The sequence below is a fragment of the Verrucomicrobiota bacterium genome (assembly GCA_019247695.1).
Taxonomy (GTDB): Bacteria; Verrucomicrobiota; Verrucomicrobiia; order Chthoniobacterales; family JAFAMB01; genus JAFBAP01.
In genome coordinates this window covers 16105-32392 of record JAFBAP010000132.1, presented here as the reverse complement: position 1 = coordinate 32392, position 16288 = coordinate 16105, and the positions used below count along the sequence as shown (strand labels likewise).

The following is a 16288-nucleotide window of genomic DNA, read 5'->3' as shown; positions in this document are numbered from 1 at the left end:
ACGACGGGCGGGGAGACGGTTTGATGGCCTGAAGGGCCAAAGGAACATAGCCCAGGGTTTCACCCTGGGAACGGGTTCCTCCCTCCGACCCAGCCCTGAAGGGGCGGTAGAAAGCGTTGCCGTCGGGTTCTGCCGCCCCTTCAGGGCTGGATCGTGATTTTACGGTTACCCAGGGGGTAAAGCCCTGGGCTAAGTTCTCTTGGCCCTTCGGGCCGAAAGACGGTCACGGCTGTCCCCGCGCTGCCCTCAAACAATGTGGGTAAAGCTCAGGGCTTTACCCTGGGCTAGGTTCTATCGGCCCGTTGGGCCTAAGACCGATTCGACCAAGTACGAAGCATCCCCTGACGCCGGCGCCCCTCCCCTGAGCCGGCATTCTACCGGCATAACTATCTGAATGGTATTAATGGCCACAACTTTGCCAAATGACCCACTAGTTCAAATCGGGTACATTGTGCCGCAATTCGTCGATCCAGATCGTGGCTTCGGCATCACTGGGCGCGCGCCAATCGCCACGCGGGCTAAGCGAGCCGCCCGAGCCGACCTTCGGACCGTTGGGAAGGCAGGAACGTTTGAACTGGCTGGTTTTGAAAAAGCGATACACGAAAACGTCCAGCCACTTCTTGATCGCGGGTAGATCGTATTGGCGATGCTTTTCGACCGGCAAGCCATCCGGCCAGGTGCCACGGGCTTTGTCCTCCCAGGCGTGCTGGCTTAAAAAGGCGACTTTGCTCGGGCGGAATCCATAGCGGGTGGTGTAGTACAGGTTGAAATCCTGCAAGTCATACGGCCCGACCTTTTGCTCGGTTCGCTGTGCCGGTTCCCTCTGCTCATCGCTCTCGTGAGGCACCAGTTCGGGCGAGATCTCGGTGTTCAGGATGGACTCCAGAACGTTATTCGTTTCCTGGTTGAATTCCCCTGCGCTGATCACCCAGCGAATCAGGTGCTGAATCAACGTCTTCGGGACAGACGCGTTGACGTTGTAATGGGACATATGATCGCCGACGCCGTAGGTGGTCCAGCCAAGCGCCAGTTCGCTCAGATCGCCGGTGCCGAGCACGAGGCCGTTATGGAAATTGGCTAACCGGAAAAGGTGCGAAGTACGTTCACCGGCCTGCACGTTTTCAAAAGTCACGTCATAAACGCGCTCGCCTTTGGCGAAGGGATGCCCGAGGTCGCGCAGCATCTGCACGCAACTTGGCCGGATGTCGATCTCGTTGGCGGTTACCCCTAGCGCACGCATAAGGCCGTGCGCGTTTTTCAGAGTGATGCTGCTGGTGGCAAATCCGGGCATGGTGTAGGCCAGGATGCGATCGCGCGGCCATCCAAGCCGGTCTGTGGTTTTGGCCGCGACAATCAGCGCCTGGGTTGAGTCGAGGCCGCCCGATACGCCGATCACAACCCTTTCAAGGCCCGTGTTTTTCAATCGCTTCAGCAAGCCGTGCACCTGAATATTGTAAGCCTCAAAGCAGCGATCATGGCGCACCGACGGGTCGCTCGGGACGTACGGGAATCGCTCAACGTTCCGGATCAGCGGGATCCTTCCTTCAGGCACCTGGAACTCAAAAGCCACCCGGCGGATGGCGCGGACGCGCTCGCGATGATCCGCCACGGCATCGTTGAAGCTGGTCTGGCGCATCCGGTCCTGAGCGAGCCGTTCGAGGTCAAGGTCAGCCACGACGATCTGTTCATCCGTGGAAAAGCGCTCCGCCTCGGCCAGCAACTCATTGTTTTCATAGATGATCGCGTGCCCGTCCCAGGCCAGATCGGTGGTGGACTCTCCCGGGCCGGCTGCAGAGTAGAGGTATGCGGCAATGCATTTGCCCGATTGCGAGGCGCAAAGGTCACGCCGGTATTCGGCTTTGCCGATCGTGATGTTGCTCGCGGAAAGATTGGTCAGCACCGTCGCGCCCGCCAACGCCGCATAGGTGCTGGGCGGTATCGGCGTCCAGACATCCTCGCAGATCTCCACGTGGATGGAAAAATCGTCGTAATTGGACGCATCAAAGATCAGGTCGTTGCCGAACGGCACCGATTTGCCCAGGAACAGCACCTCGCGATGGACCGCGTTTCGCCCGGTGTTGAACTGCCTTTTCTCGTAAAACTCACGGTAATTCGGCAGAAAACTTTTCGGCACGATGCCGAGCAACTGCCCGCGGTAGATGACCAGCGCGCAATTGAACAGTTTGCCTTCAAAGCGCAACGGTGCACCGACCAGCAGCACCGGGGACAATGCCGTACTTTCCGTGATGAGCCGGGTGATGGCCGCCTCCGTGGCGTCCAGCAAAACATCCTGATGAAACAGGTCCTCGTTGGAATAGGCTGAAATCCCCAGTTCAGGAAATAGCGCCACGCCTGCATGTATTTCCGATGCACGACGGGCTAACCCTAACGTGCGCTCAAGGTTGAAATTCGGATCCGCAACGCGCACGTGCGGGATGCAAACCACCGCACGGACAAAACCGTGCGCATAAACCGAATGAAACGGGCGTTGCATGGCGCCAAACATAGCGGGCCGGGTCCGGATGCATAGGGAGAACTTTTCTGCGCCATCCCGAGATTGAGATGGATGATCCCGTTTGCGGCACGCCGGCCTTGGCCCAAGCACCGTTTCCGGCGCCCGATGGACCCTGATCCGGCGCCGTCCGGGACCAAATGACGGCCGTTGGATGTGGCTGGCGAAGTCGTAAATGACTATGCACGAGCCACTTGTGACTCGGATTCGGTCAGCCCGGCCGGGGTCACCGAACGCTCGCCGCGATGTTGGCACCTATGGTGCTTAAAGGTCCGGTGGAGGTGAATCGAATCCTCTGCACTAAATGCCGAGGACAAAATTGGACCCATGAAAACCATCTTTGCGCCGCTCACCGCTGTTGTGGTTTTGGTGATGATCGTGAGCATCGCTGCCTACCTGAAGGATCATAATATCGCCGGTTCGGCGCTGACCGGCACCACCGTGCGAGCCGTGGCCCGGCAATGGGGTAAGTTAAACCCCGTGCCGGTAAGAGCCGCCGCTGGGGTGCTTAGCGGCTTGGTTAATGGAGTTGCCTCAGCTGCCAGGGCAACTGACGGCGACCCGCACGTTAGGGCTTGGTGAACGTTGGTAAGGTGTTGACGGCCGGCGGCAGGTTCTCCCCAGGCGCTCACGACGCCTCACCCGCCGCCTGATACGATTCAGATAGTTATCTTGGTAGAATGCCGGCCCAGGGGGCGCCGGCGCCGGCGGACGCTCCGTACCCGGTTGAATCGGCCTTATACCTAACGGGCCGGTTCTTAGGCCCGACGGGCCGGTAGAACATAGCCCAGGGTTTTACCCTGGGTAACCGTAAAATCACAATCGAGCCCTGAAAGGGCGGCAGAGGGCGTTGCTCACGGTTTCTGCCGCGCTTTCAGGGCTCGATCGAGGGGGAAACGTCTTCCCAGGGTAAACCCTGGGCTAAGTTCCTTTGGCCCTTCAGGCCATCAAACCGTCTGCCGCCCCGTTGGGCGTGGACCGTTTATACGATCTGGTAGGTGTAACGCTGGCCGGGCACCTGCAAAGCAAGACAAGCTCTTACCTCCATGGCCGTCGAAAGGGTAGAAGCGGGAAGCTTACGGGCCTCTGGCATAAGCCGGGCCCGGAAGCAACCCTTGCGCGCCGTAGCCGAACAAGAACCAATCTGTGGGCCAATCAATGCCAACAACTTTGACAACTGACCCACCAGGGAATGAAGATACGCCGATTGGGCTCGAGCGAACGCTCTGGCCAACCGCCGGGAAGGGGCCGTTTTCCGCTCGCCCATCGGAGGCGCCCGGCAATCATTGCGGCGTCACCCTATGAGGCAGGCCGCCTCTTTCTCGCTGAACGGGCCATTTTTCTGGGCTGACCCTTTTGCTCGCCCGAACCTTCAGATTCGCCACCCGTACCTGGGGACAGTCGACTTATAACGGCGGTACCGGTCGCCAAATTTGCGCTCCAGGTAACGCTCCTCGGGCAGAACCACCCCGTAATGCAGCAAGACAAAGCTCGGTACGAGCAGTAACAGGACCCCATCCAGGGCCAGGCCCACCGTCAAGCCCATAAAAGCCAGCCCCCCGCCCACGTACAGCGGGTTGCGCGTGCGGGCGAAAACGCCCTCCGTGGCGAGCGCCAGGGTGGGCTGCGAAGGATTGATGTTGGTGCCCAGGTTCGCGAGCGTGCGCGCGCCGCTGCCCGCAATGGCCATGCCGGCGAGGACCGCCGGACCACCGATCCCCAGGCGCCGGCCAAGCCCCAGGCGCGCCAACTGCCGCCACGGCAGCCAACGACCCAACAGCGCACCGGCCACCAACGTTAGAAGCGGGATGAGCGGCGGAAACAGCAGAACCTCCGGCACATCCGGCGAACGCCTTGGCTTGAGCAGATCTTGCACGACCCCTGTGTCATAGCCAACCGTCCCCCGATGGTCAAGGGAGCAGAACAAAGCCGGTGTTTGGCCGCCGTTCGGTCTCAGCGCCACGGGCGACTTAGCACGGAAGTATTGTCAACTGTTGTGTACGGGGTGGCGGCGCACTCGCCTTAACGGAATCGCCTTAACGGAACAGTTCTACCGCACTTGAAACCTTCCCCGCGGGAGGGCTTTGATGTACTCCGCCGTCCGGTTCGCTCGCGCGATGGCCTGGGTGCCTCGTTCCGCCTCATCGAGCGCCAGAACGCCGGCCCCTCCGGTTTCAATCTCGCGCCCCTGGAGCGCCTGCCGCCAATCCTGGATAATTTTCCGGTAACGTTCTCCTACCGGACGAATGGCGCGGTCGAGGGTGCACAAGCCCGCCCAAACCGGTTCCATGTTGCCCTCATCGAGAAGCTTGTCCCACCCGACCAGGTCAACCAAACCGTACCACGTGAACCCGATGATGGGCACGCGGTCCTGCTTCAGCCGCACGACGTTGGCCCACTCTTTCTGGAGCCATTCCAACGACTCGTCAGGCTGCCAGCGCCGGTTGGCGCGGTTGGTCTCGGTGTGCATAAAGGGCATTCCGTACCGCTCATAGTACTGGTGGGTGATCACGTAGTAGCCGAAGATTTCACCCGCTTCACGGTAGTTTGACGGGTTCGCAGTGCCGGCCCCGTCCACCCAATGTTCGTTGGTGTTGTAATAGTCGTTGCCCATGACGCAGGCCTGGAGCAGCGCCGGCCGCGGCGTCATAAAGAATTCGTAGTCTTCCTCGGTCATGCCGTACTTTTTGAGGTAGCGGTACATTTCGGCATCGACGGCGTGACCGTAACTCAAGTCCAGCGACAAGAACCGTTTCGAATTGAGAAACTCAGCTGCCGGAATGTCCTTTTCAGTTTCGGGATGGAAATACTCGGACGACTCGCTTTGGATAAACAGCGCCCCGGGCCGTACCTTGAGGATTTCCTCCATGGCGCGGACATTAGCCCGGCAAAGGTTGCAAAGCGCCGCAACGAAGCCGGAGTCGGTGCCGGCCCGCTCGTTCCAGAGCGTCAGTTGACCGGAGAAGTTGGCCGCAACATAGATCTCGTTGATGGGGGTGTAGAGAACAACGTCTGTGAACGTCTCGGCAAACGTCCTTGCGTAACCGGCGAATTTTTCGGGCCAGGACGAATCTTGAAATCCGGTGGCCCAGTCCGGCAGCCCGAAGTGGCACAGGTCGATGATCGGGGTAATGCCCAGGCCGCAGAGGGCGTCCAGCCTCTCTCGCATGTCGAACCGCTTATGGGCGCCGATCTGCTCCGGCTTGAGACTGAAATTGCATTTACCGGACGCTTCCTGGACCAGGTAGTAGGGCGGACCATAACGCAGGAAGGGAATCCCCAGCTTCTCAACCAGTGCAAAATCCTCTTCCCACAGGTCGTGATGCCCCGTTTCTTTCATCTGGTCACGGCGGAGCGGGCGAACGATGCCGCCGGCATCTTTGACCATGGTCAGGGGGTAACTGTTTTCGATCCCTGTAGCGAAGATGAATTCGGCCATGTGCGTTTCTCGGATGCTGGATACTCGTGAGGCGGCAGTGATCGCTTGCCGGTGGCGCCTGCAGAAGAAGGCATCGCCGTACGGATCGGCAGGTAGTTGAGTTAAGTTAGTCGGTGGCTGCTTGGTAGGGGCGGACCTCCCATTGGGTGCCCGTGTAGGGTGCGTCCAGGTTCGGCGCCAGGTCCACGGTGCCGCTTTGCGGTTCGCCATTCAGCCATCGAGGTCCGTCGACATCTCCAAGGCACCTCAGCGCGACGACCTCGGGTTGGGAACCTGCGGCCGGTACCACTCGCCAGACCTGCCATTTGGTGCCGGCTGAACGTCCTCCGGCGTTCACGGCCAAGGCGACGGCGCCCCCCTTTGGGTCTTCTCCCGCCCGTTCCGCCGTCCTGCCGTCGAGCCATTTGTCACCAGCCGCGACGGCGAGGCATTCCAACGTCACGGCCCCGTCTTCCGCCTGCCCTACACGCCAGCGCGTGCCGGTGTGGTCCTGGTTGAGCGCCGCTGCCAAACCAATCGTCCCGCCGCGCGTGCTTCCGTCCAGGTACTTCCCCGGCCCCGAGGCGGTTCCAAGGCATCTCAGCGATACCTCCGCACCGGGCACCAAAACCTCGGAAACCGGCGCATCGTTTTCGGTGCTGCCTTCCCGGATGACGGCCTGAATCGGCTCACGGATCGCGTCGGGCGGCACCTTGAATTTATCCCGGTCATAGGTCATCAGCCCGTTGGCTTCGCCTTCCACGTCCGTGAGTTGGGTGTAGATCGCGCCCCCCAGGCCTTGCCTCGCCAGATCACGAACCCGCGAGATGCCGTCAAGAACCGCCTGTTTCAGTTGAGCCGTCCCGCTGAGTTCCTGGTACCGCCAAAGCGGTTTGTGTTTCCACATGTGCGCCATCAGTCCCTCCGTCTCCAAACCTGAATCACTGACGCCGCGGCCGCCGTACTCCCCGATTACCACGATCCGGCCCGGGTTGCCCACCCTGCCGAACGGGCCGTTGGTGTCCGGGTCTCGAGCCGGCGGATTGTAATCGTGTTCATCGAAAAGATCGCCGTACCCGCGGTCATTCCAGCCGCTGACGCTGTCCACCAGACGGGTGGGATCCCAGCGTTGAAACAATTGAGTAACGCGTCCGGTGTCGTACTGGCCCCAGGCCTCGTTGAACACGGTCCAAAGGATGATCGACGGGTGGCAGGCAAGGGCCTCGACCATGCGGCGCATTTCGGTTTCAATTTGCGCTTTGGCCGCCGGAGACCGCGTGAAATCCGGCTGGTTTTGGGTGTGATCGGCGTCCAGCACCGGGCCCAAGGCGGGGAAATCCTGCCAGACCAACAGGCCTTTGCGGTCGGCCCAATAATACCAGCGGGCCGGTTCGACCTTGATGTGCTTGCGCACGCAGTTAAACCCGAAGCTCTTTTCGACGTCCAAATCGTGCGCGAGCGCCTCGTCGGTGGGCGCCGTGTAGATGCCGTCGGGCCAATAGCCCTGGTCCAGGGGTCCGTAGAGGAAAATGGGGTGATGGTTAAGGTAGAACCGCTCCCTCCCGCGGCCGTCCTTGCGCCGCTCGATCGTGCGAAAGCCGAAGTAGCTGCGGACCCGATCCGGGCCGCACGTGACTTCGAGGTCGTAAAGGGCGGGCTGCTCGGGACTCCACGCCTGCGGGTCCGGGATCACCAGTTCTACCGGCGCGTTGGCCACGCCGGTCCCTTGGGTGGCTTTTGCGCCCTCCGCGCCGCCCGCCACGTTGACTGGTCCCCGGACCGTCACCTGAACCGGACCGGCGCCGCCCGGCGTCACGGCGGTGACCTCCAACCGGCCCGAGTCCAGGTCGGGCTTCACCACTAACCGTTCGATGTAGACGCCGGGCACCTCTTCGAGCCATACCGTCTGCCAGATGCCGGTCGTCGGCGTGTACGTAATAGGATAAAAGAAATAATTCGGGTCTTGAATCGAGGTCTGTTTTCCCCGCGGCTGGTCGCTTTGGTCGCTTACGGACCGCTTATCGCTTTCATCATTCCGGGTGATCGGTTCACCCTCGTCGGTCGCGTCAAAAACCTGGACCGTTAAGGTTTGGTTATCGCCCTCGCCGAGAAACGGGGTGAGGTCAAAGGTGAAAGGATCGTAACCGCCCGCGTGACTGCCCACCAGTTCGCCGTTCAAAAACACCACGGTCCGCCAGTCGCATGCGCCGAAGTGCAGCAGGAGGTGACCGCCGCCGGCCGGGCGTTTGGCTCTAAACTCGCGGCGGTACCATAGGTATTGGCTTCCGTTCACCCGCGTCTGCACCCCGCTCAGGGAGGACTCGACGCAGAACGGTACGAGGATTTTGCCCTGCCAGGAAGCCGGCGGGCCCGCTGCGGTCGCGTCGGTAATGGCGTAATCCCACAGGCCGTTGAGGTTTTGCCACCCGTCTCGCTGCAGTTCCGGGCGGGGGTACTCGTTCAGCGGTTGGTCGGGTTGGACCTGCGACGTCCAGCCCGTCTTCAGGTTGTCCCCGGCAGGATGCCACGCCTGGGCACGGGCGGATGCGACGCAAAAATACAGCAGGCCGATCGGGATAAACAGGAAGGTGCGACGACGGAAAACTTTCACGTGATTGAGGGTTGCGGTTGTTGTTTAACAGAACGCGCCACCCGCGCAAAGCACAGGGGCATACGCATAATTGCGTATGATCTGAGGTGAACGGTGAGCGTGAGGCGCTCTCAGGCGATTTCCACTTCCTCAATCCCGCGACGAGCGGACCCTCCCGGTTGTGCGCGGGCCGCCGGTAGGATAGCCTGGAGGCCGTGATCAAGGATAAGGATCCTGCGTTGCAGAAACCGTTGGCTGCCGGGGCAGGTTCGCCCTGGCTGTCTGGCCCCGGGATTAAGGCGCTTCCGCTTCTGAGGCGTTTCCTCTCACCGGGGCTCCCCCTGACGAGCTCGACAGGCGTTTTGGAACTTGTCGCCGGGATCCGAGTCAAGCCGTCGCGCCTGCTCCTTCCGGTCGCGATCGTTCTCTGGCGTCTGGCCATAAATCCCGTGACGGGGGTCGCCGCCACCACCGAGATCCCGAGCCGGATTTCGGACGTGACGGTGTTCTCTGACCGCGCGGCCGTGACCCGAGTCGCAGAGGCGGATCTGCCGGCCGGCGAAACCACCCTGGCCATCGTCGATCTGCCCGACGAATTGATCGACGATTCGCTCCAGGTACAGGCGGAAGGCAATGCCGCCTTAACCCTGCTGAGCAACGATTTGCGGCGTGAGGTCCTGACCGGGGCCGCCAACCCGCGAGTGCGTACCCTCGAAGAGCAGGTTCGAAATCTCGAACAGCAGGGGGCCGGCCTGGCTTTCCAGATCGCGCAATTGAAAGGCCGGGCGTCTTACCTCGCTACCCTCACCACGGCATTTGCCAAGGGTGAGAGGACGGCACCGGCGCTGCCGGACGTCGAGTCAATCTACAGGTTTTACGTTGATGAAACCGCTAAGCTGGCCGCCGAGCAGCAGAATCTGGAACGGCAGGCGCAGGCGCTTAACGTCGAACTCGAGCGGGCGAAGCAGGAGCTGAAAACCCTTAATCGCAGCAAGGCGCAACGAACGTTGCTCGTCACGCTGCAGGCCGGCCAACCTGCGCACGCGCGTCTGCGCGTGCAGTATCAGCTCAGAAATGCGTCGTGGAAGCCGGTCTATGATGCCCGTACCAACGACGATGAAAACCGGGTCGTTCTCGACTACCGCGGATCGGTGCGCCAACGCACCGGGGAGGATTGGCTTGGCGCAGCCCTGGTTCTCTCTACGGCGCAGCCCGGATTGAGCGGCCGGATGCCGGAATTGCAACCGGTTTACCTGCGGTTTGTTGAGCCGCCGCAGCCTGTGGTTAATAGCGCCCCTCTCGGGGCGCCGAAGGCCCGGGCTCTGGCTGCGGTCCCGGCGCCTGGTGATTCGGAATCTGCCTTCCAGGCACAGGCCGAAGTGGTCAACCGCGGCCTGAGCGTGAGTTATCGGGCGCCCCTGCCGGCCAACGTTCCTGCCGACGGCGATCCGCACGCCGTGGCCTTGCAGCAAATTACCTTGGAAGGTAAACCCCGGTACGTCACCACGCCGGTTCTGGATCAAACCGCCTTCCTGCGCTACCACGTGACTAACCGGACCGATGCGCTGCTACTGGCCGGCGAGGTAAACCTTTATCGGGATGGTGATCTGGTCGGCAAAGGTGCCATCAACGAGGTGCCCTCGGGCGCCGAGTTCGACCTCGATTTCGGGCGCGACCAGAACCTGACGGTGCGACGAAAGCGGGTGGTTGACCGCCGTTCGTCATCGGGGTTAATCAACCGCAAGGACACCCAGGAACGGCGGTACCAGATCACGCTTGAAAACCATCACCCGGTGGCCGTGGCGGTGCAGGTAATCGATGCGTTGCCCGTCTCCCAAAATACCGAGATCACGCTGACGGGAATATCGTTTTCCGAGCCGCCGACGACTCAGGACCAGCCGACCGGCAAGTTAACCTGGGAATTCGACCTGCCTCCCCAGGGCAAAAAGACGATTGAGTTCGGGTTCACCGTTCAATCGCCGGAGGGCAGGGAGATCCAGGAAGGATTCTAGCCCCGGCACCTTCAAGGCTGAGCTATCTGCACACCGTTTCGCAGAGGATCCGGCAGGAACCCTTTTTGCCTTTTGATTGACCAATACAAGTTATTGGGTTCTTATCGACGGAACCCCCCTGATTAGTATGTTCCATCACGCCACGACCCGGGCGGCGGAATGTAGCTCCGGCCTTACCCCGCGGAGTCGAAGGACTCAGTTGCTTTTATGCGTGCAGACGCCACGGCTTCGCCTAACTATTATTAACTTCAGACCATTATCAGACCATTATCGCTAACTTCCAGATCCTCGCCTGCCGCTCCCTCCTGAATCGTACCCTGAAAGAGACTGCCCTCTGCCTGTTTTCCCCTTAGAGGCCCCGATTTCCCTGCCTGGCGCTCCGATCAAACGAGGCATCCCTAACCCAACCATTTAACCTCATGGACTCTGAATTTTTTGCCCCCCTGTCCGGTCCCGTCGTTCCGCTGGGCGATGTGCCTGATCCTGTGTTTGCCCAACGCATGGCCGGTGACGGGCTGGCCATTGACCCCGTCGACAACCGGGTCTTATCGCCGTGCGACGGGAAAGTCGCTCAGGTCCACCGAAAACGGCATGCGGTTACGGTTGTCACCGATGAAGGAGTCGAACTTCTGATTCACGTTGGGATCGAAACCGTGAACCTGAACGGCGAGGGGTTTGAGGTTCGGTGCTCTGAGGGCACGCGGGTGAGCAGGGGAGACCCGTTACTCGAATTCGACGCCGACCTTATCGTGCGCAAAGCCAAGAGCCTCATCACCGTGGTCCTGGTTGCCAACTCCGACCGTTTTCCGCTCAGAAAGCCGTTTCAAGGGTTCGCGGAGGCGGGTCGTACCTCCCTTTTCGCCGTTGAGGCTTCCAAAGGGACGGCGCCCCCCGTTCCGCCGGCCGCCGATTCAGGGCTGCCCAGGTCAGAATCCGAGCCGATCACGGTTGAGGCCGAACACGGGATCCACGCCCGGCCGGCAGCTGCCCTCGCGGACACTGCCCGCCGGTTCAAGAGCGTGGTTGAAGTCGCCGGCCCCTCCGGCCGCACGGCCGACGCCAAGAGCGTAGTTGCCCTCCTCGGACTTGAGATCGGCCGCGGTCAACCCATCTGCATCGTGGCAAGGGGAGCTGACGCTCAGCAGGCGGTGGAAGCTTTGAGTTCATTGGCCAGAACCGCCTTTGGCCGCGTCGAAAAGCGGCCGCCCACAACCCGCGTGGAAACCGTTGCGGCCGCATTTCCCCCGGCAGTACCGGCGGGGGAGGGAGAAGTGCGGCCGGGAATGTTGCGGGGCGTCTCGGCATCTCCGGGCCTGGCGGTCGGGCAGGTCGCAAAGCTGGTTCGACCGGTCGTTCAGGTGCCGGAATCGGCGGCGGACCCTGCCGAAGAGCGGCGCGCCCTGCAGGCAGCGGTGGCGGCGACCCGGGCAGACATCGAAGCGGAAAGCGTCGCGGCCGGCGACCAGCAGGGTGAAATCCTGCTTGCGCATCGGATCATCCTGGAAGACCCGCTGCTCGTCACCGAGGCGGAAAAATGGATTGCCCAAGGAAAAAGCGCCGCGTGGGCGTGGCAACGGGCGGCGCGTTCGTGTGAAGAACGGGTGCGGTCGCTCAAGAGCGGGGTTCTCGCCGGACGGGCCGCCGACATCGAGGACGTGGCCCTCCGGGTGATCTGGCGCCTCACCGGGGTCGAACCGCAGTTGCCGCAAATGACGGAACATTCCATTCTCGTGGCCGAGGACCTTCCACCGTCCGTTTTGATCTCTTTGGATCGGACGAAGCTGGCGGGCTTTGCCACGGTGCGCGGCGGCCCGACGTCGCACGTTGCGATCCTGGCCCGTTCCATGGCCCTGCCCGCCGTGGCCGGTCTCCCGGCTGCCGCCCTGGCGCTGTCCGGCGATCGGGAGATCGTACTGAACGGCGACGACGGTGTCCTTGAGACTCAACCGGCCCGTGAAAGGCTCGACGAAATCCGGTCGGTTCAACGCCGGCGGGAAACCGTTCGCGCCGAGAGCCGGAAAAAGGCGCACGAACCGGCGGTGACCCGGGACGGCATCCGCATTGAGGTGGCCGCTAACATCGGCGGGGCCGCCGATGCGCAAGAAGCCGTAACGATGGGCGCCGACGGCGTCGGCTTACTGCGGACCGAGTTCCTGTTCCTGGATCGCGCCCAACCGCCTACCGAAGAGGAGCACCTCTCCCAGTACGTCGCGATTACGAGCGCTTTAGGCGATCGGCCGCTCATCATCCGGACCTTGGACTTAGGCGGTGACAAACTGCCTTCCTACTTCCCCCAGGTGCACGAAGATAACCCGAGCCTGGGCGTCCGCGGCGTCAGGCTTGCCCTGGAGCGCGCGGACCTCTACCGGGACCAACTGCGTGCGATCCTGCGGATCGGCGCGCAGGGCCGCTACCGTGTGATGTTGCCGCTGGTGAGCGACGTCGAAGAGGTCCGGGAGCTTCGCGGGGTCCTTTCCTCCCTGGGCAAGGAGCTCGGCGTATCGCCTCTGCCGGAGGTCGGCATCATGGTGGAAACGCCGGCCGCCGCCATATTGTCCGATCATTTTGCAGCCGAAGCCGATTTCTTTTCGATCGGCAGCAACGACCTTACTCAGTACGTCCTGGCGATCGATCGCGGCCACCCGGTGCTCGGCCGCAAGCTCGACAGTTTGCACCCGGCGGTCCTGCGAGCCATCGGCGCCACCGTGGATGGAGCGTTGCTGCACAACCGTTGGGTCGGCGTTTGCGGGGCGATGGCTTCCGAACCGGCGGCCGTTCCGCTCCTCATGGGGCTCGGCGTGACCGAACTCTCCGTTAGCATCCCCATGGTGCCTGAGATCAAAGCGCAGGTGCGCACCCTCGACCTCAAGGCCTGCCGGCAACTCGCGGAAAAGGCGGTCGGTTTACGCACGGCGGATGAGGTCCGCGCCTTAGTCAAAGAAACCTTTCCGGTTAACCCTTAACAACGCGTCCGGTAAACGGTCTGAACAAAAAACAGAAGCATCGCGGAGATTATGAAAGCAATCTCGTTCGCAGGAATTCAGAAGCTCGGTCGCGCGCTTATGCTGCCGATCGCGGTACTCCCCCTCGCGGGACTTTTGCTCCGGTTGGGCCAACCCGACCTGCTTAACGTCAAATGGATCGCGGAAGCCGGAGGGACGGTATTCACTAACCTCGCGCTGGTCTTTGCGATCGGCGTTGCGGTGGGGTTCGCGAAGGAAAATAACGGTGCGGCCGGTCTGGCCGGGGGCATCGGTTACCTCATCCTGACCGCGGTTCTGAAGTCGATTAATGAAAAGATCAACATGGGGGTGCTGGCGGGCATCCTCTGCGGCCTCGTGGCGGGCGGTTTGTATAACCGTTTCAAGGACATCAAACTGCCTGAGTACCTGGCCTTCTTCGGCGGTAAACGGTTCGTTCCTATCATCACCGGACTATCGTGCGTGCTGCTCGGCCTGGTGTGCGGCTACGTTTGGCCGCCGGTGCAGGCAGGGATTGATTGGGTGGGGCATGCGCTCATCGGGGCCGGCGCCATCGGCCTGTTCGTCTATGGCATTCTCAACCGGTTGCTGCTGGTGACCGGTTTGCACCACATCCTCAACAGCCTGGTCTGGTTTGTGTTTGGTAACTTTACGGGGCCGGGCGGCAAAGTTGTGACCGGCGACCTTAACCGTTTCTTCGCCGGCGATCCCACGGCAGGCTCATTCATGGCCGGTTTCTTCCCGATCATGATGTTCGGTTTGCCGGCGGCGTGCCTGGCCATGTATTTCGCAGCCCGCCCGGAAAACCGGAAAGCGGTCGGCGGCATGTTGTTTTCGATGGCGCTGACCTCTTTTCTGACCGGGGTAACCGAGCCCATTGAGTTTACCTTCATGTTCCTTGCGCCGCTCCTCTACGTGATCCACGCGGTGCTGACCGGCATTTCGATGGCGCTGATGGACTTGCTGCACGTCAAGCTGGGGTTCACCTTTTCAGCCGGTGCGATCGACTACATCATCAGTTACCGGCTCTCGACGAACGGCTGGCTGTTGATCCCGGTAGGGCTCGCTTACTTCGCCATCTATTACTTCCTCTTCCGCTTTGCGATTCGTAAGTTCAACCTGGCGACGCCCGGGCGCGCCGCGGCTGAAACCGCCGGAGAAGAACCTTCGCCGGCCGGTATCCCAGCCGGTGTCCCGGCCGGCGCCCGAGCGCCGGCGCTTGCCGGTGCCGTTGGTTTTATCCAAAGTTTAGGCGGCAACCGCAACATCAAGGTCGTGGACGCGTGCACGACGCGTCTGCGCCTGGAGGTAGTCGATGATCAGTTGGTCAACGAATCGGGACTTCGTGCCCTGGGCGCGCGGGGCATCGTCCGCCCGGGCCGTAACGTCTTGCAGGTGGTGCTCGGCCCCCAGGCGGAGATCGTTGCCGGCGAGATCCGGACGGCGATGGCCGGCGGGGAATACGGAGCGCTGCCGCGGGCGGATCGGGAGGCAACGGCTGCCAAAGCCGGCGCTGCGATTCAGGAGGCAACAGCCGCCAAAGCCGATGCTGCGATGATTGCCGGGGCCTCAGCCCCGGCCGGCGCGGACGACGTGGCGCTTGCGGAACACTTGCTCAGCGCCCTCGGGGGACCCGCGAATGTGCAGACCGCTGAGCACGCCGCCGTGACCCGGTTGCGGTTTACGGTTCGGGATGGCCGTAAAGCCGACGAGCGGGCCCTAATGCGCGCCGGTGTGAGCGGCGTGATGCAGCCGTCCGGCAACGTTTGGCACGTCATTGCCGGCGGACGAGCGGCGGCGGTCGCAACCGCACTCAAGGACAAACTGCACGCTCGCTGAGGGTTGATCATGCAAACCTTTCCCTGGACGCGAACCGGCAGAAACTGACGCAACCCATGGCCTTTAACAACCCTTACCAGGCATTCGTCGACGGCTTTGCCCGGCTCTTGACCGAGGGCGCAGCGCTAAGCCCGGCGGACCCAACCCCTCCCGCGCGCCCGCCGGTTGCGACCGGCGCGCCCACGGCGTTGATCTTTGCGCCCCATCCTGACGACGAGGTTATCATCGGCGCGCTGCCGCTGCGGCTGCAGCGCGAGCTGAACATCAACGTCGTCAACGTGGCGGTCACGTTAGGCAGCCGCCTGGACCGGCGCGCCGAACGCTGGCAGGAACTTAAGCACGCTTGCGCCTACATCGGCTTCGGGTTGGTGACGCCTTCCGAAAAGGGGCTGGAGGGCATCAACCTGGCCGCGCGAAAGCACGACCCCAAACAATGGGCGGCCTCGGTCGAAGCGATTGCCGCCATTTTGACCGCCCACCGCCCTGCAATCGTCTTCGCGCCGCACGCCGAGGATTGGAATCAAACCCACGTTGGCACCCACCAGTTGGTGCTCGACGCCCTGACCCAATGCCCGGGTCTGGCCTGTCGCGTGGTGGAGACCGAATTCTGGGGCGCGATGGACGCGCCTAACCTGATGGTCGAGTCAAGCCCGGCGGAAGTAGCCGATCTGGTGGCCGCGCTGGCGTTGCACGCCGGCGAGGTCGCGCGCAACCCTTTCCACCTGCGTCTGCCGGCCTGGATGATCGATAACGTGCGTCGAGGCGCGGAGGTGGTCGGAGGCCAGGGGGCCGCCGCGCCCCGGTTTACCTTTGCCACGCTCTACCGCCTGCGCCGTTGGGCCGATGGCCGGCTCGAGGAGGTGCTCGAACGAGGCCGGGCGCTCTCCAGCCGGGATGATTTGAGCCCGTTGTTTCTTAACCCAACATAAGGCGACC

General features: G+C 62.2%; 9 protein-coding genes. 5 read left to right on the top strand and 4 right to left on the bottom strand.

Features of this window, described 5'->3' with window-relative positions; genetic code table 11:
• Window positions 1–430: 430 nt before the first annotated feature.
• Window positions 431–2494, bottom strand: coding sequence for an NAD(+) synthase (locus JO015_15510; GenBank protein MBW0000505.1), 2064 nt, complete (start codon window positions 2492–2494; stop codon window positions 431–433).
• A gap of 345 nt (window positions 2495–2839) precedes the next feature.
• Between JO015_15510 and JO015_15505 the strand changes: the two genes are divergently transcribed.
• Window positions 2840–3094, top strand: coding sequence for a hypothetical protein (locus tag JO015_15505; GenBank protein ID MBW0000504.1), 255 nt, complete (start codon window positions 2840–2842; stop codon window positions 3092–3094).
• Window positions 3095–3884: 790 nt separating this feature from the next.
• On the opposite strand, the gene JO015_15500 is transcribed toward JO015_15505, so the two are convergent.
• The 3 genes from JO015_15500 to JO015_15490 all read right to left on the bottom strand — a co-directional run bounded on the left by JO015_15500 (window position 3885) and on the right by JO015_15490 (window position 8541).
• On the bottom strand, window positions 3885–4388 hold the full coding sequence (locus JO015_15500; protein ID MBW0000503.1) for an isoprenylcysteine carboxylmethyltransferase family protein: 504 nt from the start codon (window positions 4386–4388) through the stop codon (window positions 3885–3887).
• 174 nt (window positions 4389–4562) lie between these two features.
• Complete coding sequence (locus tag JO015_15495; protein ID MBW0000502.1) at window positions 4563–5951, bottom strand: family 1 glycosylhydrolase; 1389 nt, start codon at window positions 5949–5951, stop codon at window positions 4563–4565.
• A gap of 106 nt (window positions 5952–6057) precedes the next feature.
• On the bottom strand, window positions 6058–8541 hold the full coding sequence (locus tag JO015_15490) for a hypothetical protein (protein ID MBW0000501.1): 2484 nt from the start codon (window positions 8539–8541) through the stop codon (window positions 6058–6060).
• 194 nt (window positions 8542–8735) lie between these two features.
• Here JO015_15490 and JO015_15485 point away from each other — a divergent pair, with 194 nt between their 5' ends.
• The 4 genes from JO015_15485 to JO015_15470 all read left to right on the top strand — a co-directional run bounded on the left by JO015_15485 (window position 8736) and on the right by JO015_15470 (window position 16281).
• The gene (locus tag JO015_15485; protein ID MBW0000500.1) at window positions 8736–10532 is read left to right on the top strand and encodes a mucoidy inhibitor MuiA family protein; all 1797 of its coding nucleotides are present in this window, start codon (window positions 8736–8738) and stop codon (window positions 10530–10532) included.
• Between the two features lie 419 nt (window positions 10533–10951).
• Window positions 10952–13495 carry a phosphoenolpyruvate--protein phosphotransferase gene (gene ptsP, locus JO015_15480; GenBank protein MBW0000499.1) on the top strand — a complete coding sequence of 848 codons (2544 nt, stop codon included), beginning with the start codon at window positions 10952–10954 and terminating at the stop codon, window positions 13493–13495.
• A 51-nt stretch (window positions 13496–13546) separates the two neighbouring features.
• A complete protein-coding gene (locus JO015_15475; protein ID MBW0000498.1) occupies window positions 13547–15352 on the top strand; it encodes a PTS transporter subunit EIIC in 1806 nt (601 codons plus the stop codon).
• A gap of 56 nt (window positions 15353–15408) precedes the next feature.
• Window positions 15409–16281, top strand: coding sequence for a PIG-L family deacetylase (locus JO015_15470; GenBank protein ID MBW0000497.1), 873 nt, complete (start codon window positions 15409–15411; stop codon window positions 16279–16281).
• The last annotated feature ends 7 nt before the right edge of the window (window positions 16282–16288 follow it).